Raw genomic sequence first — 22877 nt, forward strand, 5'->3', positions numbered from 1 at the left:
TGAGGCCAACCACGTGGAGCGGCCACTATTCCGATTGCTCTCGGTGCCGCGCCCGGGCTTAGCGTCAGCACGTGAGCACGATGTCCGAGACCACCCCACCGGCGCGCTTGCTGAGCCCGACGTATGCCGCCATCACGATCGGCATGTGCTCGCTGATCGGCTTCGTGGCGTTCGAGGCGCTGGCAGTCACCACCGTGATGCCGACCGTCGCCCGCGAGCTCGACGGGACAGACCTCTATGCGCTGAGCTTCGCCGCACCGCTCGCCAGCGGCGTGATCGGCATGGTCGCGGCCGGGATGTGGAGCGACCGGCGCGGGCCGGTGGCCCCGCTGCTCTGGTCCATGGCGCTGTTCTCCCTCGGGCTGGTCGTCTGCGGCCTCTCGCCGTCGATGGAGGTCCTCGTGGCCGGCCGGCTGGTCCAGGGGCTGGGCGGTGGTGCGCTCGTGGTCGGCCTCTACGTCCTGGTCGGGCAGGTGGTCCCGACAACTCTGCAGCCGGCGATGTTCGCCGGCTTCGCCGCGGCCTGGGTGCTGCCGTCGCTCTTCGGACCTGCCCTGGCAGCCTTCGTGGCCGACGCCATCGGGTGGCGGTGGGTCTTCCTCGGCGCGGTCGCCCTGGTCGCCGCAGCCGCCGTCCTGGTCGCGCCCGCGCTGCGTGGGCGTTCCTCGGGCTCTGACGAACCGGCCGACTCCGGGGCCGGCGCAGGTCGGCTGTCCTGGGCGATCGTCGGCGCCGGCGCCGTACTCGTCCTGGAGCTGTTCGGCTCGGCCCGCGGCATCGCCGGTCTCGGCGGGGTGGTCGCCCTGCTCGTCGTCGTGCTCGTCCTCGTCCGGCTGCTGCCGGCCGGCTCGCTCGTGGGTCGCCGGGGACTGCCCGCCGTGATCGCCACGCGCGGCCTGTTGAGCTCCGGCTTCTTCTGCGTCGAGGCCTACATCGTCTATGTCCTCCAGGAGGACTGGCAGCTCTCGCCGGCTCGCGCGGGGATCGTGCTCAGCGTGGTCGGCGTGACCTGGGCGGTCGCCAGCCAGGTGCAGGCACGGCTCGGGGTCCGCATCTCCCACCGTCGGGCGATGATGATCGGCGCCGGCCTCGTCCTGGCCGGCACCCTCGCGCTGGTCGTGTCGGTGTGGCTGCACGCACCGGCCGTGGTGGTGGGCGCGTCCTACGTCATCGCCGGTGCCGGGATGGGGCTGGGCTATCCGCGCACCAGCGTGGCGATGCTCGACGTCTCCACCGACCGCGACCGCGGCTCCAACTCCGCAGCCCTGACCATCGCCGACTCCCTGGGCGCAGCGCTGGCGCTCTCGATCTCCGGGGTCGTGTTCGCGGTGGCCAAGCGCAGCGACGCCGACCCGTTCCTCGCGGTCTTCGTCCTGGCCGCCACGATCGGCGTGCTCGGGGTGCTGACTGCTCGGCGTACGGCGCCGGCAACCCTCACTGCAGCGGCGGCTGCGTCTTCTCCCGCACCTCGTCCTCGGTGACTCCGGGCGCGAGCTCGACCAGGCGCAGCGCCCGCTCACCCAGCGTCCCGGACGCGGCGACCTCGCCCGTGGTCGGGTCGATCACGTCGATCACGCACAGGTCGGTGATGATCCGCTGCACGACCCGCTTGCCGGTGTAGGGCAGGTCGCACTCGTCGAGGATCTTCAGCGAGCCGTCCTTGGCGGTGTGCTCCATCAGCACGATCACCCGCTTGGCGCCGTGGACGAGGTCCATCGCCCCGCCCATGCCCTTGACCATCTTGCCGGGGATCATCCAGTTGGCGATGTCACCGACCGCCGAGACCTGCATCGCGCCGAGGATCGCGGCGTCGATCTTGCCGCCGCGGATCATCCCGAAGGACGTCGCGGAGTCGAAGAACGACGCGCCTCGACGGACCGTGACGGTCTCCTTGCCGGCGTTGATCAGGTCGGGGTCGACCGCGTCCTCGGTCGGATAGGCGCCCACGCCGAGGATGCCGTTCTCCGACTGGAGCACCAGCTCGACGTCGTCGGCGACATAGTTGGGGACCAGCGTCGGCAGGCCGATCCCGAGGTTGACGTAGGAGCCGTCCTTCAGCTCGGAGGCCGCGCGGGCCGCCATCTCTTCACGCGTCCAGCTCATCGAACGGTCCTCTTCTCGATCCGCTTGTCGGCCGCCTGCTCGGGGGTCAGCGCCACCACGCGCTGCACGTAGACACCTGGGGTGTGGACGTCGTTGGGGTCGAGCTCACCCGGCTCGACCAGCTCCTCGACCTCGGCGATGCTCACCCGGGCGCACATCGCGGCCAGCGGGTTGAAGTTGCGTGCGGAGTCGCGGAAGACGAGGTTGCCGTGGCGATCTCCCTTCCAGGCCCGCACCAGCCCGAAGTCGGAGACGATCGCCCGCTCCAGGACGAACTCGCGCTCCCCCTCGGGGGTCTCGAAGGTCTGGGTCTGCTTGGGCGGTGACGCGACCTCGATGTTGCCGGCGTCGTCGTACTTCCACGGCAGGCCGCCCTCGGCGACCTGGGTGCCGACGCCGGTGGCGGTGAAGAACGCGGGGATGCCCGAACCGCCGGCGCGCATGCGCTCGGCCAAGGTGCCCTGCGGGGTCAGCTCGACCTCCAGCTCGCCGGAGAGATATTGCCGGGCGAACTCCTTGTTCTCACCGACGTAGGACGACACCATGCGCCGCAGCCGCTTGGCCATCAGGAGGCGGCCAAGGCCCCAGTCGTCGACCCCACAGTTGTTGGACACGACCTCGAGGTCGGCGGTCCCGGCCTCCAGCACGGCCTCGATCAGCACCGACGGGATGCCACACAACCCGAACCCGCCGACCGACAGCGTCGCCCCGTCGGGGATGTCCGCGACCGCAGCAGCGGCGCTCTCGACGACCTTGTCCACGCGCGTCCTCCTCGATGACCGACGGGCCCCTCGACCCGGCTCCGCCACCCTAGTCAGCACACGCCGCGGACCGCCATGGCGCCCGGCCACACACTAGGCTCCACGACGTGTCCGCCGACTCCATCAAGAGCCGTCCTGCCGACTGGTCGAAGGTGCAGCTGCACGTCATCACCGGCAAGGGCGGCACGGGCAAGTCCACGGTCGCCGCCGCGCTGGCGCTGGCCCTGGCCTCCACGGGCAAGGAGGTCCTGCTGTGCGAGGTCGAGGGCCGTCAGGGCATCGCCCGGATGTTCGACGTGGAGCCGCTGCCCTATGAGGAACGGCGGATCGCCCGGGGGCTCCCGACCCACGGTGTCTCACCCGGCGCCGTACACGCCCTGCACATCGACGCGGAGTCGGCGCTGCTCGAATATCTCGCGATGTACTACAAGCTCGGGCGGGCCGGGAAGGCGCTGGACCGCTTCGGGGTGATCGACTTCGCCACCACGATCGCCCCGGGCGTGCGTGACGTCCTGCTGACCGGCAAGGTCTATGAGGCAGCGCATCGCAACGCGCGCAACAAGAACGCCCGCAAGTACGACGCGATCGTGCTCGACGCTCCGCCGACGGGCCGCATCACCCAGTTCCTCAACGTCAACGGCGAGCTCGCCGGGCTGGCCAAGGTGGGCCCGATCAAGGGTCAGGCCGACACCGTGATGACGTTGTTCCGCTCCCCGCGGACGGCCGTGCACCTGGTCACCGTGCTCGAGGAGATGCCGGTCCAGGAGACCGTGGACGGCATCTCCGAGCTGCGCGGAGCCGATCTCCCGGTCGGCGCGGTGATCGTCAACCTGGTCAGGCCGCGTGACCTGGGCGTGGCCGACCTGGAGGCGGTGCGGTCCGGCGACCTCGACCGCGAGCTGGTCACCGCCGACCTGCAGGCCGCCAAGATCGACGTCACGCACGAGCTGGTCGACTCACTGCTGGCCGAGGCGTCCGACCACGCCGAGCGCAGGGCCCTCGAGGACGCACAACGCCGGATCGTCCAGAGCCTCGACGTGCCGTCCTACGAGCTCCCTCGGCTTGCCAGCGGGATCGACCTCGGCGGCCTCTACGAGCTGGCCGCCTCGCTGAAGGAGCAGGGCCTGTCATGACCTCGTCGAAGCGCACCCGTCCCCGTGTCGGCCCCCTGACGGCGACCGCCGACCGCGCGCCACGGCTCGACGTCGACGCGCTGCTCGCGGACCGGAGCACGGGGATCATCGTCTGCTGCGGCTCGGGTGGGGTCGGCAAGACGACGACGGCGGCCGCCCTGGCACTGCGCGCCGCGGAGATGGGGCGCTGTGTCGTGGTGCTCACCATCGACCCGGCACGACGCCTCGCCCAGTCCATGGGGATCGAGGCCCTGGACAACACCCCCCGGCCGGTCGCGTCCGTCGACCCCGCCAACGGCGGGTCCCTCGACGCGATGATGCTCGACATGAAGCGCACCTTCGACGAGGTGGTGCTCAGCCAGGCGAGCGAGGAGAAGGCGCGCGCGATCCTGGAGAACCCTTTCTACATCGCCCTGTCCAGCTCGTTCTCGGGCACGCAGGAATACATGGCGATGGAGAAGCTGGGCCAGATCCACGCCCAGGCGCAGCGCGACGGAGGCTACGACCTGATCGTCGTCGACACCCCGCCGAGCCGTTCGGCCCTCGACTTCCTCGACGCTCCGGAGCGGCTGAGCAGCTTCCTCGACGGCAGGTTCATCAAGCTGCTGCTCGCGCCCGCCAAGGGTCCGGCGCGACTGATGAGCGCAGGGCTGGGACTGATCACCAACGCGTTGACCAAGATCCTCGGCGCCCAGGTGCTGCGGGACATGCAGACGTTCGTGGCGGCCTTCGACACCCTCTTCGGCGGCTTCCGGCAGCGAGCGCAGAAGACGTTCTCGCTGCTGCAGGCCGACGGCACGGCCTTCCTCGTGATCGCCGCCCCCGAGCCGGACGCCATGCGCGAGGCGTCCTACTTCGTGGAGCGGCTGACCGAGGACGCCATGCCGCTGGCCGGGTTGGTGATCAACCGGGCCAGCCCGGCGCCGAGCGCCCACCTCTCCGCGGAGGAGGCGACAGCGGCAGCCGACCGGCTCGAGGCGCTCGCGCCCGGCTCGACGACGGCCGGGCTGCTGCGGCTGCATGCCGACCGGGCCAGGATCGTCGCCCGCGAGGCGCACCTGCGACGACGGTGGGCCACCGAGCACCCCGAGGTCCCGAGCGTGGTCGTGCCGGCGCTGGCCAGCGACGTGCACGACCTCGACGGCCTGCGACGGATCGGTGAGCTGCTCGCCGAGGGGTGAACCCCGTCGGCGGTGACTCTCAGGGAGCCGGACGGCTCAGACGGTCACGTTGTTCTCGTTGTGCTGCACGCGGGCGTTCTCGAGCACGGAGCGCCAGGAGGCGGCCGGCTTGCGACGGATCAGCGCGCGGCGCTCACGCTCGGTCATGCCACCCCAGACACCCCACTCGATCTGGTTGTCGAGGGCCTCGGCCAGGCATTCGGTGCGCACGGGGCAGGAGGAACAGACCTGCTTGGCCTTGTTCTGCTCGGCGCCGCGCACGAAGAGCGCGTCCGGAGTGTCCTGTCGGCACGCTGCTCGCGGTGCCCAGTCCTCAACCCACATGATGTCCGCCATTTCGCCGGTGAGATCGATGGTCGCCCCCATAGCGCCCATTCTTTTTCCGACACCTGAACCGTAGATCTCGCAAAGTGATTGATGAAGGCACTAACCGACTAACTTCGATGGTCCATTGTGACTAGACCACCTCTGGTTATCACCCCTGAGGGTGCGCTGTCTGGGAAATCGGCCACTCTGGTGCGCTCCCGTAGTCTGGGCCCATGTCGACTGCTCGTCCCTCCGTGCTCTCGCACCTTGCCGTCATGGCCGGGGTGGCCGCGATCCTGGGCATGCTGGTGGCCGGTCTGGCCATCCCGTTCGCAGGCGTCATGGGCGTCGCCGCCAAGGACGTCAGTGAGGGCGTGGTCAAGCTCCCCGATGAGCTGGAGGCCGAGGAGCTGGCCCAGAAGACCCGCATCTATGACGTGGACGGCGACCTGATCGCCTCGCTCTACGACCAGAACCGGATCAACGTCGGCCTCAAGCAGATCTCGCGCAAGATGGTCGAGGCGATCGTCTCGATCGAGGACGACCGCTTCTACCAGCACGGCGCCCTCGACATCCGCGGCACGCTCCGCGCCTTCGTGACCAACCAGGCCAGCGGCTCTGTGCAGGGTGGCTCCTCGATCACCCAGCAGATGGTCAAGCAGACCCTGCTCAACCAGGCGGACACCAAGGCCGAGGCGGCCGCCGCCACCGACGACACCTACGCCCGCAAGATCCGCGAGCTGCGCTATGCCATCGCGTTCGAGAAGAACTACTCCAAGGACTGGATCCTGGAGCGCTACCTCAACATCGCCTACTTCGGCGACGGTGCCTACGGCGTGCAGTCGGCTGCTCGTCACTACTTCTCCAAGAACGCCAAGAACCTCAACTACCAGCAGTCCGCGACGTTGGCCGGACTGGTCAAGAACCCGACCGGCTACGACCCGACCAACTCCCCCGAGCGCGCCCTGGCCCGCCGCAACGTGGTGCTCGACCGGATGGCCAAGCTCAACGTCATCCCGACCGAGCAGGCCGAGAAGATGAAGGAGCGGCCGTTGGGGCTCAAGATCGAGAAGTCGCCCAACGGCTGCCAGCAGTCCCGCGCTCCCTTCTTCTGCGACTACGTCGTCAACTACCTGATGAAGGACCCGTCCCTCGGCGAGACGACCAAGGACCGACGACGGCTGCTCCAGTCGGGTGGCCTGACCATCCACACCACGCTCGACATGGGCCACCAGGAGGGGGCAGACGCAGCTGTCGCCGCACACGTCTTCCCGCAGGACCAGGCGATCGGCGGCCTCGCGATGGTCGAGCCCGGCACAGGCCACGTCCGCGCGCTCGCCCAGTCGCGCCCGATGGGCAAGGACAAGGCGGCCGGCCAGACCTACCTCAACTACGTCGTCCCGCGGAAGTATGGCGACGCCAACGGCTTCCAGGCCGGCTCGACGTTCAAGGTGTTCGTCCTGGCTGCGGCCATCAACCAGGGCATCCCGCTCAGCACCTACATCAGCTCGCCCGAGAGCATGAACATCCCCGACGCCAACTTCGAGACCTGCGACGGGCCCTACGCCGGCGACGGCGAGGGGTGGACAGTCGGCAACTCCACCGGGTCGGGCAGCTACAACCTCTACACCGGCACCCAGGAGTCGGTGAACACCTTCTTCGCCCAGCTCGAGGAACAGACCGGGATGTGCGAGCCGCTGCAGCTCGCCAAGGACATGGGGGTCAAGGTTCCCAAGGCCCAGCAGGTCCCCTCGTGGGTGCTCGGGGTCTCCGACACCGACCCGCTGACGATGGCACAGGCCTACGCCACGTTCGCGGCCCGCGGCCTGCACTGCGACGCACTCCCGGTCACCCAGATCCGCGCCGCCGACACCAGCGTCGTCAAGGACTACGCCCCGGACTGCGAGCAGGTCATGCCCGGTCCCACGGCAGACGCGGTCAACGACATCCTGCGCGGAGTGATGGAGCCCGGTGGCTTCGGGCAGAACATCGCCCCTCCTCAGGTCTCCGCGGGCAAGACCGGGACCAACCAGCAGAACATGTCGGTGTGGTTCGTCGGCTACACGCCCCAGATCGCCACGGCCGCGATGGTGGCCGGGGCCAACTCGCTGGGCCACTGGGTGAGCCTCAACGGCCAGTCCGTCGGTGGCTCCTACATCGGCGAGGCGTTCGGTTCCACCGTCGCCGGCCCGATCTGGGGTGAGGCGATGGCCGCCATCTCCTCAGAGCTCGACTACGAGGACTTCCAGGAGCCTGCCGGCGACGCAGTCGCAGGAGTGCTCAACCCGGTCCCGGACGTCATCGGGATGACGCTGGAGGAGGCGGAGGCGGCCCTGACCGCTGCCGGCTTCACACCCTCGGTCGGTGGCTACACCACCTCCGAGCTCGACCAGGACCTCGTGGCCGCGACCGCCCCCGATGCCGGGACCGCGCTCGGGAGCGGGGACACGGTGACGATCCTCCAGTCGACCGGCGTCACGCCGCCGAAGCCCAAGGGCAACCGTGGTCGTGGTCGCGGCAACGGCAACGGCAACGGCAACGGCAACGACGACTGATCAGCCGAGCTGGCGGCGCACCTCTGCCGACACTGCACCACCGTCGGCACGACCCCTGACCTGCGGGGTCAGGACGCCCATCACCTTGCCCATCGCGCGCATGCCCTCGCCGGCTGCCCCGGTCTGCGCGATCGCGGCGGTGACGAGCTCGGCGATCTCCGACTCGTCGAGCGGAGCCGGGAGGTAGCCCGCGATGACCTCGCCCTCCGCCGCCTCCTTGGCTGCCATCTCGGCGCGGCCGCCGTCGGCGAACGCGGTGGCCGCCTCGCGGCGCCGCTTGGCCTCGGAGGAGAGCACCCCGATGATGTCGTCGTCGCTCAGCTCGCGCTGCTCCTTGCCGGCCACCTCGGCGTTGGTGATCGCGGTCAGCACCATCCTCAGCGTCGACGAGGTGATCTCGTCGCGCGACTTGATGGCGGCGGTGAGGTCGGCGCGCAGACGGTCCTTGAGAGCACTCATGGGAGCCATTGTGGCAGCCCCGGGACTCCCCGACATCTCAGTTCCCGGTGGCCCCCACCACGATGAGCCCCGCGGTCGGCAGCAGCGTGGTCAGGACCGCGACGGTCCAGGTCCGTGCTCGTCGCGCACGGCGGGCCTGCACGTTCAACGTCCACCACAGCACCACATAGACCGAGAGCACCGGGACGATCACCAGCACCAGCGGCAACCACCCGTCGTTCTCGGTCGGGTTGTGCTCGACCCACTCCATGTCGGCGAGCAGGCTGTGCCGGACGAGGTAGTGGAGCAACCAGATGGGTACGACGCCCAGGACTCCCAGGGCGAGGTTGGTCAGGACGAGCAGAGACCACTGCCTGGCGACCCGAGCCTTCACGGTCGCCACCCTAGGAGGTCCCGGCGTCAGCGCTCCAGGATCTCTGCTGTGGCAGCCTTGAGGGGTGTCCCCGCCTCCGCTGCTCAGCCGCCCCGTCACGATCGGCCTCGGGGCGTGCGCCGGCGCCGGCGGGCTGCTGGCGACGTACGCCGCGTGGGAGGCCCGGCAATACACCCTGCGCGAGGTCACCGTCCCGCTCCTGCCGTCGGGCCACCGGCCGCTGCGGGTGCTCCACCTCAGCGACATCCACCTGACGCCCGACCAGAAGGCCAAGCAGGCGTGGCTGCGCAGGCTGGCGGACCTCGAGCCCGACCTGGTGATCGACACCGGCGACAACCTGGCCCATCGGCACTCGGTGCCGGTCCTGCTCGACTCGCTCGGTCCGCTGCTCGACCGGCCGGGGATCTCGGTCTTCGGCTCCAACGACTACTTCTCGCCCGGGTTCCGCAACCCGCTGCGCTACCTCTTCCCGACAGCGGCAAGCGCCACGTCGACACCCCCGAGCTGCCGTGGCGCGAGCTCAAGCAGCGCTTCGCCGACCGGGGTTGGCTCCACCTCGGCAACGAGCGCGGCACGCTCACCGTGGGCGCGACCACATTCGCGCTGGCCGGCGTCGACGACCCACATCTCGGCCATGACGACCTCGCCGCCGTGGCAGGGCCGGCCGACCCCAGCGCCGACGTCCGGCTGGGGCTCACGCACGCGCCATACCTGCGGGTGCTCGACCAGTACGCCGCTGACGGCTACGACGCCGTCATCGCGGGTCACACGCACGGCGGCCAGGTCTGCCTTCCCGGTGGCCGGGCACTGACCACCAACTGCGACCTCGAGCCGGCTCGGGCCCGTGGCCTGCACCGACACCCCGCCGACTCCTCTCCCGGCGATCCCGGCTCCGCCTGGCTCCACGTGTCCGCCGGCTTGGGCACCAACCCCTACGTCCGCTTCCGCGTGGCCTGCCGCCCGGAGGCGACCCTGTTGACGCTGACACCCCCTGCCGGAGTCACCGTCTGAGCGGACACGCTCACCCAGCTGGCTCCTGCGCCCAGCAGGGCGAGGCGATTTCAAGGGCCCGTCAGCGCTCGGGTATGCTCGCCGTGCTTCGCGGCCGCTCGTCGGCTGCGGGTGGATCGGGCTGTGGCGCAGCTTGGTAGCGCGCCTCGTTCGGGACGAGGAGGCCGCAGGTTCAAATCCTGTCAGCCCGACCATGTGATGTCGTGATGGCATCGGCAAGATCCGGACCCACGAGTGTGGGTCCGGATCTTTGTCATTTCGGAGTCGGCCGTCGCGGGTGGCTCCGATGGCGGCCTGGCGGAGAGTGCGCCGCGATGAAGTTCCACGCGTGTGAGTGGATCTGCGCGTGCCCGCGTCCACCATCGGCGGCATTTCCACGCGTGTGCGTGGAAGTGCAGGCCCTGCCGATCTGGCACACTCGCCGCATGGCTGAGAAAGACACCGGGGACGACGGTCCTTCGCTCGAGCTCCCCTCGTTCGGGCTCGGCCGCAAGAAGAAGCAGAAGGCCAAGGAGAGCGACCCGGTCGCCGAACCGGTCGCCGAGCCCGCGGACGAGACCGCAGCCGAGCCGTCTCCGACGCCGTATGCCGACGCGCAACCCGAGCCAACGCCTGAGACGACCCCGCCGCCTGCGCCGCCTGCGCGGGTCGCGGCCCCCGAGCCGGCTGCCACATCGAAGCCAGCCGCCGCCCCCGAGCCGGCCGCCGCTCCCGAGCCCGAGCCCACCCCCGCACCGACACCCGCACCCGTATCCGTATCCGTATCCGTATCGGCAGCTGAGCCGGCGCCGGAGCCGGTCAGGGAACCGAAGCCCCAGAAGGCACCCAAGCCGAAGCGCGAGCCCCGGCCCAGGCGCGACGTCAGCTTCCCGACCGTGCCGGGGCTCTGGGCTGCGCTCGGCGTGGGTGCACTCATCGGCATGCTCGCCGTGCTGCTGACGTTCTCCTCGCTCAAGCTCTGCGAGGTCGTGGGCGGCACCGACTCGTGCGGTGGCTCCGGACTGCTCCTGCTGGTGGCGATCCTGGTGCTGCTGACCTACCTCGGCGGCTGGCTGCTGCGGGGGTTCAGGATCGAGGACCCGCTGAGCACCAGCTTCCTGGCCGTCGGCCTGCTGGCCGTGATGGGGATGCTGTTCTTCCTCGACGTGATCTACAGCCGGTGGATGATCGTGGTGATCCCGCTGGTGTCGATGGCGTCCTACGCCCTGTCGTGGTGGGTCACGACACGCATCGTCGACACCGAGGAGTCGGGCGCGTCCTAGGACTGCGAGCGAGCGGCCGCGACGAGCTCCGCGATCTGCACCGTGTTGAGCGCAGCACCCTTGCGGAGGTTGTCGTTGCTGATGAACAGCGCGAGCCCGCGGTCGTCGTCGACTCCCGGGTCCTGGCGGATCCGGCCGACGTAGGACGGGTCCTTGCCGGCGGCATGCAGCGGCGTGGGGACCTCGCGCAGCTCCACCCCGGGAGCACCGGCGAGCAGCTCGCGGGCGCGGTCGGGGTCATCGAGGAGCCGAACTCCGCGTTGATCGCCAGGGAGTGTCCGGTGAACACCGGCACCCGCACGCAGATGCCCGAGACCCGCAGGTCGGGCAGGTCGAGGATCTTGCGCGACTCGTTGCGGAGCTTCTGCTCCTCGTCGGTCTCGTTGAGTCCGTCGTCCACGATCGAACCGGCCAGCGGCAGGACGTTGTAGGCGATGGTCTCGACATATTTGTGGGGCTCCGGGAAGGCCACGGCCGATCCGTCATAGGCCAGCTCGCGCGCCTTCTCCCCTGCGGCGACCACGCCGCCGAGCAGCTCCTCGACGCCGGCGACGCCGGAGCCGGAGACGGCTTGGTAGGAGGAGACGATGAGGCGCTGGAGCCCGGCCGCGTCGTGCAGCGGCTTGAGCACCGGCATCGCGGCCATCGTGGTGCAGTTGGGGTTGGCGATGATGCCCTGACCGGCTGCGACGACCGAGTCGATGGCGGCCGGGTTGACCTCCGAGACCACCAACGGGATCTCGGGATCGCGGCGGAACGCCGAGCTGTTGTCGATCACGATCACGCCTGCCTCGGCCCACGCCGGGGCCAGCGCCCGCGAGGTGGTCGCGCCGGCGGAGAAGATCGCGATGTCGAGACCGGCCGGGTCGGCCGTGGCGGCGTCCTCGACGGTGACCTCACGGTCCCCGAACGGCAGCACGGTGCCGGCAGAGCGGGCCGAGGCGAAGAACCGGACCTGCTCGATCGGGAAGCCTCGCTCGAGCAGGATCTCGCGTACGGCGACGCCGACCTGACCGGTCGCGCCGACGATGCCGAGGTTCACCCCGTTCATCGGGGCCCCCGCGGAAGTGCGAGTGCAGCGAGCAATTTCGTGGGGTGATTCATCGACCGCTCCCGCCATACACGACGGCCTCGATCTCTTCTGCGTCGAGGTCGAAGGCGCTGTGGGTGGCGCGGACCGCCTGGTCGACCTCGTCCTCGGTGACGACCACGGAGATGCGGATCTCGGAAGTGGAGATCATCCCGATGTTGACGCCCGCGGACGCAAGGGCGGCGAAGAACTTCGCGGTGATCCCCGGGTGGGAGCGCATGCCCGCACCGATGAGCGAGACCTTGCCGATCTTGTCGTCATAGAGGAGCTTGTCGTAGCCGACCTCGGCCTGGATCTTGGCGAGCGCGTTCATCGCCGCCTGGCCGTCGGTGCGCGGCAGCGTGAACGAGATGTCGGTCAGGCTGGTCGTCGCGGCCGAGACGTTCTGGACGATCATGTCGAGGTTGACCTGGGCCTCGGAGAGCGCCTCGAAGATCCGGGCGGCCTCACCGACCTTGTCCGGGACGCCGACGACGGTGATCTTGGCTTCGCTCCGGTCGTGTGCGACGCCGGAGATGATGGCCTGTTCCATGGTGCCTCCATCGGTGGGGTCCTGGACGACCCAGGTGCCTTCGAGCTGGCTGAACGAGGAGCGGACGTGGATCGGGATGCCGTAGCGGCGGCCGTATTCCACGCACCGCAGATGCAGGATCTTGGCGCCGCACGCGGCGAGCTCGAGCATCTCCTCATAGGAGACCGAGGCGAGCTTGCGGGCGGCCGGGACGATGCGCGGGTCGGCGGTGAAGACGCCGTCGACGTCGGTGTAGATCTCGCACACGTCTGCTTCGAGGGCAGCAGCGAGCGCGACAGCGGTCGTGTCGGTGCCGCCGCGGCCCAGGGTGGTGATCTCCTTGGTGTCGGCGCTGACGCCCTGGAAGCCGGCCACGATCACGATGTGGCCGTCGGCCAGAGCGCTGGTGATCCGGCCCGGCGTGATGTCGATGATCTTGGCCTTGCCGTGCACCGAGTCGGTGATGACGCCGGCCTGGGAGCCGGTGAACGAGCGGGCGGTGAAGCCGAGGTCGGAGATGGCCATCGCGACCAGCGCCATCGAGATCCGCTCACCGGCGGTGAGCAGCATGTCCATCTCGCGAGCCGGCGGCAGCGGGCTGACGGCGCCGGCGAGGTCGAGCAGCTCGTCGGTGGAGTCGCCCATCGCGGAGACGGCGACGACGACGTCGTGGCCGGCCTTCTTGTTCTCCACGATCCGGCGGGCGACCCGCTTGATGGCGTCGGCGTCGGCGAGCGAGGAGCCGCCGTACTTCTGCACGACAATGCCCACGGGAGACGCCTCCAGATCGGATGGGGCCGGCTGGCCGGCGGATGTATGGCGGGTGCGACCCGGGCGCGAACGCTGGGCCAGACGTCATTCTACGCAAGGCCGGGGGCCGCCCCTGCCGTCATCTCATGCCCGGGAGGACCGGTCAGGTCGACGGCTCACCGAGGATCTCGCTGGTGACCGCAGCCGCCTCGACCGTCTCCTCGATGTCGGTGTCGAAGCGGTCGTGCGCCACGACGGTGAGCAGCGCGTTGAGCGCCGCGCCGGCCAGGTTGCCCCAGTTGTTGACGTAGGAGAACTGCCACCACCACAGCGCCTCGGCGACGTCACCGCGCTTGTAGTGGCGCAGCCCGTTGTCGAGGTCGGTGGCGATCGAGGTCAGGTCGTCGGAGAGCTGGCTCTGCACGACCTCGGGGAGATAGGGGTCGAAGACGAAGCTGTAGGTGTCGACGCTGTCGAGCATCCGGGCGAGCCGGAGCCGCATCTCGTCGATGTCCGCCTCGGGGCCGACGTCGGGCTGGAAGACCTCGCGCGGCACGAAGTCGAGCTGGGCGCCCATCCGGGCACCGGCGAGCAGCACCTGGCTGATCTCGAGCAGCAACAAGGAGACGGCTTGCGCCCCGTTGCCCTCGCGGGCGATGGCCCGCAACGACAGCAGGAAGCTCTCGATCTGGTCGGCGATGTGGGCCGCGAACTCCTCCTGCTCCGGCCCGTCGCGTCCCTGCGTGTGTTCAGTCATCTGCTGATCGCCTTCCTAGGAACGCCCGGCCGAGGGTGACTTCGTCGGCATATTCCAGGTCGCCACCCACCGGCAGTCCACTCGCCAGGCGGGTCACGCGCAAGCCCATCGGGCGAAGCATCCGCGTGAGATAGGTCGCCGTCGCCTCGCCCTCGAGGTTGGGATCGGTCGCCAGGATGACCTCGGTGACCACGCCGTCGGCCAGGCGCACCATCAGCTCACGGATCCGAAGCTGCTCGGGGCCGATGCCGTCGATGGGCGAGATCGCCCCGCCCAGCACGTGGTAGCGGCCGCGGAACTCACGGGTCCGCTCGATCGCCACGACGTCCTTGTATTCCTCGACGACGCACAGGACGGCGTCCTCGCGCCGGGGGTCGCGACAGATCCGGCACTGCTCGTCCTGGGAGACGTTGAAGCAGATCGAGCAGAACTTGACCTTCTCCTTGACCTCGATCAGGACGTCCGCGAGGCGGCGTACGTCGACGGGCTCGGCCTGCAGCAGGTGAAACGCGATCCGCTGGGCGCTCTTGGGACCGACCCCGGGCAGCCGACCGAGCTCGTCGATCAGGTCCTGGACTATGCCTTCGTACAACGAGGGCGCCTAGAACCCGAGCTGGCCGCTGGGCGGGCCGCCGGGGGCACCAGAGCCGCCCGGTCCGCCAAGGCCACCCAGGCCCTCGAGCCCACCTGCGAGCGGACCCATCGCCTCGCTCGCCATCGCCTCGGACTGGCTCTTGGCGTCGCGATAGGCCGCCACGATCAGGTCGCCGAGGTCGCTGAGGTCGTCGGAGTCGGTGCCGTCGAACTGACCGGCCGTGATCGCGACCGCCTGCAGCTCACCGACGCCGTTGACGGTGACGGTGACCGCTCCACCGGCGACGGTGCCGGTCACGGTCCGCTGGGTGAGCTCGTGCTGGGCGGCTGCGAGCTGCTCCTGCATCTGTTGGGCCTGCTGGAGCAACGCGTTCATGTCGAAGCCGCCGCCACCGAGGGCGTCGAAGGGGTTCTGGCTCATGGGTTCTCCTGGCTCAGGTGTGGCGTTGGGTGGGGCGTTCAGGTGTGCTTGATCTCGTCGACGACCTTGGCGCCGAGTGCCTGCTGGAGGAGCTGGGTGCTGTCGAGCCCCTGGGTGTCGGGCGCAGGGTCGTCGGGGTCGGCCGCCTCATCAGCCAACGCCCGGTGGTCGACGCGGGTTCCCGGATCCGATCCCTCGGTGCGCGAGCGGACGAGCGCCTCACGGGCGGCACTGAGCCCGGACGAGCCTGTCTGTTCTGACGCCCAGTCCGGGGGCGGCGACTCCGCGGGCGGCTCGGCGGGAGGCTCCGGCGCAGCAGACCCGCCGGCAGTGGCTGGCTTGCGGACGACCGGTCGGTCACCCTCGGGCTGCGCGCCGGGGTCGAGGATCGCGTTGATCCGCCAGTCCACGCCGGCGACATTGATCGCAGCCTGGCGCAGGATCTCCTCCGACCCGCCTGCGGTGAAGGAGCTGAAGGCGCCCGGGTTGTTGATCCCCACCGTGAGGCTGCCGGCCTCCACGCCGACGACCTGGGCGTGGTCGCGCAGCGTCATCCAGGTCACCCGGCGCAGGTTCATCGTCGCCGCGACGATGTCGGGCCACAGGCGGCGTACGTCGACGAGGGTCAACGTGCTGCCGGCCGGCGTCTCCCCGGCCGGGGCCGGGGCCGGGGCGGTCGGGGCCTCGACGGGCACCGCACTCCCTGTCGAGGCTGCTGGTGCGGGCTGCGCCGCCGGGCCACCTGCATCGTCGTCGTCGTCGTCGAACCTGGCGGGGGCGAACATCGGCTCGTGCTCGTCGCGACGGGGCTGCGGACCCCCATCGGGCTCCGGCTGGCCCGAGGGCGCACCCTGGGCCGGGGGTGGTGAGTCTGCCCGGGCGGCGGGCTGGGCGGCGGGCTGGGCGGGGGGCTGCACCGGGGGCTCGGCCGGTGCTGCCGGCTCGGCAGGAGCCGGGGCCGGGGCCTGGACCGGTGCCGGGCGCTCGGCCGCTCGCGGCGGACGACCGGTGGTGACCTCACCCGCGACGTCGAGGCGGCGCTCGATCCGGTCGAGCCGCGCCATGACGCCCTGACTCGTGTCGTCGGCGCCCGGCAGCAGCACGCGGGCGCAGATCAGCTCGAGGAGGAGCCTGGGAGCGGTCGCACCTCGCATCTCGGTGAGGCCTGCGGCCACGATGTCGGCGGCCCTGCTCAGCTCGACCGCACCGAACCGACCCGCCTGCGCGACGAGCCGCTCCGCCGCGTCCTGCGGCAGGTCGAGCAGTCCCGTCGCCGGGGCGTCGGGAACGGCACTGACGATCACCAGGTCCCGCAGGCGCCGCAGCAGGTCCTCGGTGAAGCGCCGGGGGTCGCGTCCGGTCTCGACCACCTTGTCCACGACACCGAAGACGGCGGCACCGTCGACGGCGGCGAAGGCGTCGACGACCTCGTCGAGCAGTGTCTCTGGGGTGAAGCCCAGCAGCGCGGCGGCCAGGTCATAGGTGACGCCGTCGGGCCCGGCCCCGCCCATCAGCTGGTCGAGGACCGACAGCGAGTCGCGGGCCGAGCCGCCCCCGGCGCGCACCACCAGCGGCAGCGCGGCCGGCTCGATCGTGACGCCCTCGGCGTCGCAGAGCTGGCTGAGGTAGGTCGAGAGCTGGCGCGGCGGGATCAGCCGGAACGGGTAGTGGTGGGTGCGCGAACGGATCGTCGGCAGCACCTTCTCCGGCTCGGTGGTGGCGAAGATGAACCGCAGGTGGGGCGGAGGCTCCTCGACCAGCTTGAGCAGCGCGTTGAAGCCCTGGGTCGAGACCATGTGGGCCTCGTCGATGATGTAGATCTTGAACCGGTCGCGCACGGGGGCGAAGAACGCCTTCTCGCGCAGGTCTCGCGCGTCGTCGACGCCACCGTGGGAGGCGGCGTCGATCTCGATCACGTCGATCGACCCCCCACCGCCACGCGCGAGGTCGCGACACGAGTCGCACGAGCCGCACGGGTCGGCGGCCGGGGCCTGCTGGCAGTTGAGCGCTCGCGCGAGGATGCGGGCACTCGTGGTCTTGCCGCAGCCGCGGGGGCCGGAGAAGAGGTAGGCGTGGTTGACCCGATCACCTGCGAGCGCGTTGCGCAGCGGCTCGGTGACGTGGTCCTGGCCGATGACCTCGGCGAACGTCTCGGGCCGGTAGCGGCGATACAACGCCAACGGTGACTGGGGTGACTCCACGTCCCGAACAGTACGCACCGGGACCGACACCGACCACAGCCCGGCCACGCCCTGTCCACAGCGACCGGGTCGGGAGCGCAAAAGGCCCCCCACGTACCCGACAGAGCTCGCCTACCCTTGCTGCCTTCCGGCCCTGGGGGAGTTCGGTGAGATGCCGCCACGTGGGGGTTGCGCAGAGTCTAGGGGAGGCACGCGGACCGACCCAACACGGCACCCGACGCAGCCGCCCCTCGCCGTACGTCGCCTGCTCCGACTCGATTTCACCGGCCGGACGGCGACCGGTACGCTCCTGCGCGGAGGTATCGCCTAGTGGCCTATGGCGCTCGCTTGGAAAGCGGGTTGGGTTAACGCCCTCGGGGGTTCGAATCCCCCTACCTCCGCCAGTCACGTCGAGGACGGCGGTGCCTGGAGGTCACACGGTGGCCCTCAGACACCGCCGTCCTTCGCGTTCGGGCGCCTGGCTGCGTTCAGGGGCCGCAGCAGCAGCGCGAGCGCCAGGAGCGCGCCGCCGCCGAGCCCGGCCCACAGCAGCAAGGTCCTCGACGGCCCCAGCAGGTCAGGCCGCTGCTGCGGCAGCGGCGGTGTCGCGTCCACCCGATCCTGCGCGACCGAGGGCACGATCTCTCCGCTCCGGCCCGGCGCCAGGGACCGCGTGAGCGCGTCATGGGCCTGGACGACGCCAGCGCCCGTCCAGGGGCTGCGGACCCGTTCCGACCCCTCCGCGGAGGCCACCAGGCGCGCGACCACCTGCTCGGCCGACTCTCCCCGGAAGTGCGAGCGCAACAGGGCGACGACGCCGCTGACCTCCGCGGCCGCCCACGACGCCGCGACCTGCTCGATGTCGCAGCGCTGCCCGTTGGCGTTGACCGAGATCGCCCCCACGGTCGGAGCGGCGACGTCGGTGTCGCGGTTGGGCACCACCGAACCGATCACCGAACCCCCCGGCGGCGCGACAGCGCTCACCGCGAGCACTCCCGGATAGTCGGCCGGATAGACCGGCGCGTCGCTGTCGGGTGTCCCCTCGAAGGATGCGCCCTCGTCGGCGGAGGGGCCCTCGGCCGATGCGTCGTCGTCCGACGCGTCGCCGGCCGAGGCCACGACGACCACGTCGTGGACCAGGAGGTCCCTGATCGCGCGACGCAGCACCGGGTCGTCCGTGCTGACGGACAGGGCGATGGTGACGACGTGGACCGGGTGGGCCCGGTGCAGCGCGATCGCCTGCCGGATCCCGTCGGCGATGCCCCGGGCTGTGACGTCGCGGTGCCCCTGCACGACGTCTGCCTCGGCGGTGTCGAAGACCCGCACGTCGAGGATCTCGGCGCCCGGAGCGACTCCCTCCTCGCCGGCGATGAGACCGGAGACCAGGGTGCCGTGTCCCGACAGGCGAACCGGGTCGAGGCCCGGGAGACTCGTCGCGCTGGCAGGTGCCACGCCGGGCGCGGGCTGTGGTTCGATCCCGCTGTCGATGACGACGACCCGCACGCCGGTGCCGTCGGCGATCTCCCGCGCAGCCGGCACGTGCATCCGCTCGAGGGGTGGGTTGTCGACCGCCCGGCTGGGAGCGAGATCCCCGGTGTCACGCAGGACGGTCTCCGAGCACGGTGCCTCGCTCTCCGCATGCGCCGCAGGACCCATCACCCAACCGGGCGCGAGCGCCAGCCCGAGCAGCGGGACGGCGCCGTACAGCAGCCAACCGGCCCGCCGGATCATGACTCCCCGGCCGAGGTCCCCGCCGCGGCGTCCTCCGGCACCCGTCGCGCGGAGTTGACCGAGAGAGCGACCTTGTCGTCGAAGAAGTCCATCCATGCGTTCGGCACGACCGGGGCGGCGACGTCGGCATAGCCGATGTAGTCGGGCACGTCGGGGCCGACGAGCTCGTACTTGTAGCCCGCCGAGTCGATCACGTAGGGCGTTCCCTCGCTCGCCTGTGCGTCTGCCCCGGACTGGACGTAGGCGCCACCGGACGGTTGCACCTCCACGGCGTGACGCCCCACTCCCAGGCCCTCCGGCGAGGCCTCACCCGTCGCCGCAGTGGCAAGGGTGACCCTGGCGGCCTCACTGCTGCGCGGGTGGAGCACCGCACACATGTCGGCGCCGAGGTGGGCGGCCGGGACAGTGGTGGGCCATGCCTCGGGGAAGTCCGGGGACTGCGGGCTGGAGCGCAGGTCGCCCTCCATCAGCCGCTCTCCCGGCCCGACGGCGTCATAGACCGTCGCCGCGAAGTCCGTGAGCTGCTGGGGTCCGTCGTCGGCGAGCAGGTAGCTGCCGTCGTCGGTCGTCACCATGTCGCCGATGCGATAGCCCGAGAGGTCGGTGTCCACGACGTCGGTTGCGTAGTCCACCGGCTGGCCCGACTGCTGCACCTCGAAGGCCTGCTCGGTCAGCGGCTCCCCGCGGCTGAAGAGGTTGAGCCAGTCCCGGCCGACCGCGGGCGCCTGCTCCACGGCACCGAACCCCAGCAGGTCGGCCAGGAACCCGGCCTCGGTCGGGTTGCTCGGCAGCTCGAAGCGCTGGACCCGGCCCTCGTCGCCGCCCGTGTCAGGTGCGATCAGGTGCAGGCCACCGGCACTGCGGACGAGGAAGGCAGTGTCCGTGAGCTCGTCCACGGACGGTCGACGCTCGAGCGCCAGCTGGATCCCGGTGTAGGCCGAGGTGCACGCCGTCCAACCGTCCTGGATCAGGCCTCGAGGATCGGGCAGCCCGGCCGGCGCATCGTCGATGCCGAGGTCCTCGCCGAGCGTGACCTCGCGGATGTATCGGTCGCGCACCTGGTAGGGGGTCAGCTCGGACTCGCCGAGGAGGAGCTGCGCCGAGATGTAGTTGGGCACGCGCCGGATCACCGGGTCCGCGCCGCCCCCCAGGACGACGTACTGCTCGCCCGTGTCCTTGCTGGTCACGAAGCTTCCCGCCTCGAGCCACTGCGAGTTGGGGCGGCCGACCAGGAACCCCGCGATCGCTGCGCCGGCGAGGAGCAGGACGGAGAGCAGGACCCCCCCGGCCAGCACACGCCCCGGACGCACCGGTTCGACCTCACGCCCGCCGGGCGCACCACTGACGAAGGCTGTGACAAGGCGTCGTCTGCTGAACGAGTAGGCCTCGACGAGATCCTTCTTGGTCGCCACCTCTCAGCCCTTGACCATGTCGAAGAAGCCCGCTGCGACCACGGTCAGCGGCAGCAGGGACAACAGGGTCGCCGTCTCGACGACGTCGCCCAGGCGACCTCTCCGCACCGAGGTGGGGGCCGGGACGAGCGTGGCCAGGAGGAGTACGGCGCCGACGACCGCCAGCACGACGGCCGCACCGGCACGCCACTCGTCGTGGATCAGCAACATGGACACCGCGACCGAGACGAGCCCGAGAATCCCCGAGACCAGGCCCGCCAGGACCTCGGTGCCGGCGCGATATTGGCGGGTGCGGAACATGACGGCCAGGCAGCAGAGCGTGGCCAGCACCGTGCCGAAGGCCCCGCGGCTCACCGCGAGCGGCGCCACCAGGACCAGCAGGACGCCGACCGTGGCAGACACCGCCAGCAGGATCTCGTGGGCGACCCGTGCGTCCGCGCCCACCTGGTCGAGGTCGATGTCGTCGGGGTCGGCCGTGATGTCGCCCAACGAATAGATCTGGTCGACCTGCGTCCCCGTCACTCCCAGGGCCAACCAGGGAAAGACACTGCCGGCGAGGACCACCAGGGTCAGCAGGACGGTCAGGACCACCGCCGGATCGACATCGACGGCCTGGAGCAACGAGCCGGTGGCGGCCAGCAGGGCGCCCACCACGATCGCCGGGATCACCAGTGCTCGACCCTCGCGCAGCCCGACCACCGAGACGATCCCGACGGCCAGCATCGCCGCCCCGGCAGCCGCCACCGGCGCCCCGAAGAACTCGTCGCGCAGCGGCCAGGTCCACTCGCCGATGTCGCCCGGTGCCAGCAGGAGCCCGGCGACGCCGCCGTAGAGGACAGCGAGCAGACAGATGGCCACCCCTGCGTCGGCTTCGTCCTGGCTGCGTGCGACCACGATCCCGCCGACCACGAGCAGGCCGGCGATGGTCGCGGCGACGGCAGCGCCCAGCGTGCTCTCGCCCCGCAGGAGCAGGGCGAAGGCCCCCAGGCCCAGCAGCAGACCGCCGGCGCCCAGCGCTGTGCGGCGCCCGACGGCCGGTTGCCATGGCTCGAGCTCCTGCTCGACGACGTCGGCCATCGCCTCGACGACGTCGTCATAGACGCGCGGGACCGGCTCGTGGATGCCGGCGGTCACGGTGATCAGCCCACCGTCCTCGACCCCCTGGATCAACAGCCCCGCGTCGTGCGCGAGCCGTCGACCATCCTGGGTCAGCAGGTGGTAGCCGCCGTAGACCGTGCTGGCGTCGAGGATGCCGACACTGCGGGCAAGCTCCGGGATGAGCTCGGCCACCGAGATCGCACCCGGCAGCACGAGATCGACGCGACGGGTGCCGGACGCGACGGTCACGCGGACCAGTCCCGAGCCGATCGGCGTCGTCTGACTCATCCTGGTCTCCCCCCGTGTCCGGTGCGCCTCGACGGGCCTGCCCGTCCGGTCCCCCGATCGGGCTGCAGCCTATATGTGCTCGGACTGGTCGCCCCGGGACGCGACCGAGGTCGGCCGCCCTTGGGCAACCGGCCTCGAGTCGCGCCCGCGGAGACGTCAGAACCGATCGGCGCCGCGCGCGTCCGCAGCCCTGTACTCGTCATTGGACGTGGCGACGTTGCTGCTGGCCGCCCGCAAGAGCTGGACCATGTCGTCGATCGCCCTGTCCCAGGTGGTCTTGGCCTGCTCGTAGGACTGCTTCGCGGCACCGGTCCAGTCGCAGGCCAGTGGCTTGAGCTCGTCCTCGAGGACGTCGAGCCGAGCCCTGATGTCGTTGGCGGCGGTCAGGACGTCGGCCGAGCCGGCCTCGAGCTTGCCGTGCTGGACGTTGATTCCGTCGATCGTCATGTGTGAGTTCTCCTGTGTCGTGGGGTCGGTCGGCGTCAGCCGAGGCGGTTCTGGAGGGTGAGGTGCAGGTCGGACTGCGACTCGTCGGTCGCGACGTTGTCGGCCTCGGTCTGCTCCATCGAGAGCGCCAGCTGGTCGAGGGCCTGGAGGATGGAGTCCTGCTTCTGCTGCCAGGCGACCATCAGGTTGCCGAAGGCAGAGGCGCCCTGGCCGCCCCAGCCGCTCATCATGTCGGTGACCCGATCACTGAGGGTGTTGCACTTGTGCTTGACGTCGCCACGCGCGGTCCTGACCGCTGAGGCGCCCGTGGTGAGCGCCTTCTCTGTCTGGCTGAGGTTGGTCATCTCGATCCTTCTCCCTCTGACGGGTGCACCGTCAGGGCTCATGAGTGTGTCGGCTCGGTGCGGTGCTGCGACCGGTCGAACCCGGTCCCCGGAGGAGACCTGAGCGGGGA

General features: G+C 70.5%; 20 protein-coding genes, 2 tRNA genes, 1 other RNA gene and 2 pseudogenes. 8 read left to right on the plus strand and 17 right to left on the minus strand.

Translation table 11 applies throughout. From position 1 onward, the window contains the following. The first annotated feature begins 80 nt into the window (after window positions 1–80). The gene (locus tag G7071_RS03655; protein WP_246210611.1) at window positions 81–1481 is read left to right on the plus strand and encodes an MFS transporter; all 1401 of its coding nucleotides are present in this window, start codon (window positions 81–83) and stop codon (window positions 1479–1481) included. Here G7071_RS03655 and G7071_RS03660 read toward each other — a convergent pair. Together G7071_RS03660 and G7071_RS03665 are read right to left on the minus strand one after the other, a co-directional pair. Next, window positions 1435–2103 (minus strand): 3-oxoacid CoA-transferase subunit B, encoded by a 669-nt coding sequence (locus tag G7071_RS03660; protein WP_166315002.1) that lies wholly within the window; start codon window positions 2101–2103, stop codon window positions 1435–1437. The two genes, G7071_RS03655 and G7071_RS03660, sit on opposite strands and share 47 nt — an antisense overlap. After that, the gene (locus G7071_RS03665; protein WP_166315005.1) at window positions 2100–2864 is read right to left on the minus strand and encodes a CoA transferase subunit A; all 765 of its coding nucleotides are present in this window, start codon (window positions 2862–2864) and stop codon (window positions 2100–2102) included. The genes G7071_RS03660 and G7071_RS03665 overlap by 4 nt, the downstream gene beginning before the upstream one ends. Window positions 2865–2971: 107 nt before the next feature. Between G7071_RS03665 and bagA the strand changes: the two genes are divergently transcribed. Both bagA and bagB read left to right on the plus strand, forming a co-directional pair. After that, the gene (gene bagA / locus G7071_RS03670; protein WP_246210350.1) at window positions 2972–3997 is read left to right on the plus strand and encodes an ATPase BagA; all 1026 of its coding nucleotides are present in this window, start codon (window positions 2972–2974) and stop codon (window positions 3995–3997) included. Beyond that, window positions 3994–5178: an ArsA family ATPase gene (bagB, locus tag G7071_RS03675; RefSeq protein ID WP_166315008.1), complete on the plus strand. Its 1185-nt coding sequence runs from the start codon at window positions 3994–3996 to the stop codon at window positions 5176–5178. The genes bagA and bagB overlap by 4 nt, the downstream gene beginning before the upstream one ends. 36 nt (window positions 5179–5214) lie before the next feature. On the opposite strand, the gene G7071_RS03680 is transcribed toward bagB, so the two are convergent. After that, window positions 5215–5502, minus strand: coding sequence for a WhiB family transcriptional regulator (locus G7071_RS03680; protein ID WP_166320919.1), 288 nt, complete (start codon window positions 5500–5502; stop codon window positions 5215–5217). A 215-nt stretch (window positions 5503–5717) separates the two neighbouring features. On the opposite strand from G7071_RS03680, the gene G7071_RS03685 reads away from it, so the two are divergent. Then, a complete protein-coding gene (locus G7071_RS03685; protein WP_166315011.1) occupies window positions 5718–8039 on the plus strand; it encodes a transglycosylase domain-containing protein in 2322 nt (773 codons plus the stop codon). Here the strand turns inward: G7071_RS03685 and G7071_RS03690 are convergent, their stop codons facing one another. Both G7071_RS03690 and G7071_RS03695 read right to left on the minus strand, forming a co-directional pair. Further along, window positions 8040–8498: a GatB/YqeY domain-containing protein gene (locus G7071_RS03690; RefSeq protein WP_166315013.1), complete on the minus strand. Its 459-nt coding sequence runs from the start codon at window positions 8496–8498 to the stop codon at window positions 8040–8042. Between the two features lie 37 nt (window positions 8499–8535). Beyond that, window positions 8536–8871, minus strand: coding sequence for a hypothetical protein (locus G7071_RS03695; RefSeq protein ID WP_166315016.1), 336 nt, complete (start codon window positions 8869–8871; stop codon window positions 8536–8538). Window positions 8872–8950: 79 nt separating this feature from the next. Between G7071_RS03695 and G7071_RS03700 the strand changes: the two are divergent. From G7071_RS03700 to G7071_RS03710, 3 genes and pseudogenes are all read left to right on the plus strand, one after another. Continuing rightward, window positions 8951–9882: pseudogene (locus tag G7071_RS03700) on the plus strand (metallophosphoesterase). A gap of 117 nt (window positions 9883–9999) precedes the next feature. Then, window positions 10000–10076, plus strand: a tRNA-Pro gene (locus tag G7071_RS03705). Between the two features lie 231 nt (window positions 10077–10307). After that, a complete protein-coding gene (locus tag G7071_RS03710; protein WP_166315019.1) occupies window positions 10308–11144 on the plus strand; it encodes a hypothetical protein in 837 nt (278 codons plus the stop codon). On the opposite strand, the pseudogene G7071_RS03715 reads toward G7071_RS03710, so the two are convergent. From G7071_RS03715 to ffs, 7 genes and pseudogenes are all read right to left on the minus strand, one after another. Then, a pseudogene (locus G7071_RS03715) lies at window positions 11141–12195 on the minus strand (aspartate-semialdehyde dehydrogenase). The gene G7071_RS03710 and the pseudogene G7071_RS03715 overlap by 4 nt on opposite strands. A 49-nt stretch (window positions 12196–12244) precedes the next feature. Next, window positions 12245–13516 (minus strand): aspartate kinase, encoded by a 1272-nt coding sequence (locus G7071_RS03720; protein WP_166315022.1) that lies wholly within the window; start codon window positions 13514–13516, stop codon window positions 12245–12247. Between the two features lie 142 nt (window positions 13517–13658). After that, a complete protein-coding gene (locus G7071_RS03725) occupies window positions 13659–14252 on the minus strand; it encodes a DUF5063 domain-containing protein (RefSeq protein ID WP_166315025.1) in 594 nt (197 codons plus the stop codon). Further along, complete coding sequence (recR, locus tag G7071_RS03730; RefSeq protein ID WP_166315028.1) at window positions 14245–14844, minus strand: recombination mediator RecR; 600 nt, start codon at window positions 14842–14844, stop codon at window positions 14245–14247. Before recR ends, G7071_RS03725 begins: the two co-directional genes overlap by 8 nt. Window positions 14845–14853: 9 nt before the next feature. After that, window positions 14854–15267, minus strand: coding sequence for a YbaB/EbfC family nucleoid-associated protein (locus G7071_RS03735; protein ID WP_166315031.1), 414 nt, complete (start codon window positions 15265–15267; stop codon window positions 14854–14856). A gap of 38 nt (window positions 15268–15305) precedes the next feature. After that, window positions 15306–17468, minus strand: a complete 2163-nt coding sequence (locus G7071_RS03740; RefSeq protein ID WP_206062895.1) for a DNA polymerase III subunit gamma and tau — start codon at window positions 17466–17468, stop codon at window positions 15306–15308. An 80-nt stretch (window positions 17469–17548) separates the two neighbouring features. Then, window positions 17549–17639: signal recognition particle sRNA small type (gene ffs / locus G7071_RS03745), an RNA gene on the minus strand. A 124-nt stretch (window positions 17640–17763) separates the two neighbouring features. On the opposite strand from ffs, the gene G7071_RS03750 reads away from it, so the two are divergent. Then, window positions 17764–17851 (plus strand) — tRNA-Ser (locus G7071_RS03750). A gap of 43 nt (window positions 17852–17894) precedes the next feature. On the opposite strand, the gene G7071_RS03755 is transcribed toward G7071_RS03750, so the two are convergent. The 5 genes from G7071_RS03755 to G7071_RS03775 form a co-directional block, all read right to left on the minus strand. After that, entirely contained in the window at window positions 17895–19178 is a 1284-nt protein-coding gene (locus tag G7071_RS03755) for a S8 family serine peptidase (protein WP_166315034.1), read from the minus strand. Further along, a complete protein-coding gene (locus G7071_RS03760; RefSeq protein WP_166315037.1) occupies window positions 19175–20590 on the minus strand; it encodes a type VII secretion protein EccB in 1416 nt (471 codons plus the stop codon). The genes G7071_RS03755 and G7071_RS03760 overlap by 4 nt, the downstream gene beginning before the upstream one ends. A 3-nt stretch (window positions 20591–20593) precedes the next feature. Then, window positions 20594–21976 (minus strand): type VII secretion integral membrane protein EccD, encoded by a 1383-nt coding sequence (gene eccD / locus G7071_RS03765; RefSeq protein ID WP_166315040.1) that lies wholly within the window; start codon window positions 21974–21976, stop codon window positions 20594–20596. A gap of 156 nt (window positions 21977–22132) precedes the next feature. Continuing rightward, window positions 22133–22423: a WXG100 family type VII secretion target gene (locus G7071_RS03770; RefSeq protein WP_166315043.1), complete on the minus strand. Its 291-nt coding sequence runs from the start codon at window positions 22421–22423 to the stop codon at window positions 22133–22135. Between the two features lie 35 nt (window positions 22424–22458). Then, entirely contained in the window at window positions 22459–22767 is a 309-nt protein-coding gene (locus tag G7071_RS03775) for a WXG100 family type VII secretion target (RefSeq protein ID WP_166315046.1), read from the minus strand. Between the last annotated feature and the right edge of the window lie 110 nt (window positions 22768–22877).

It is taken from the genome of Nocardioides piscis (assembly GCF_011300215.1).
Lineage (GTDB): Bacteria > Actinomycetota > Actinomycetes > Propionibacteriales > Nocardioidaceae > Nocardioides > Nocardioides piscis.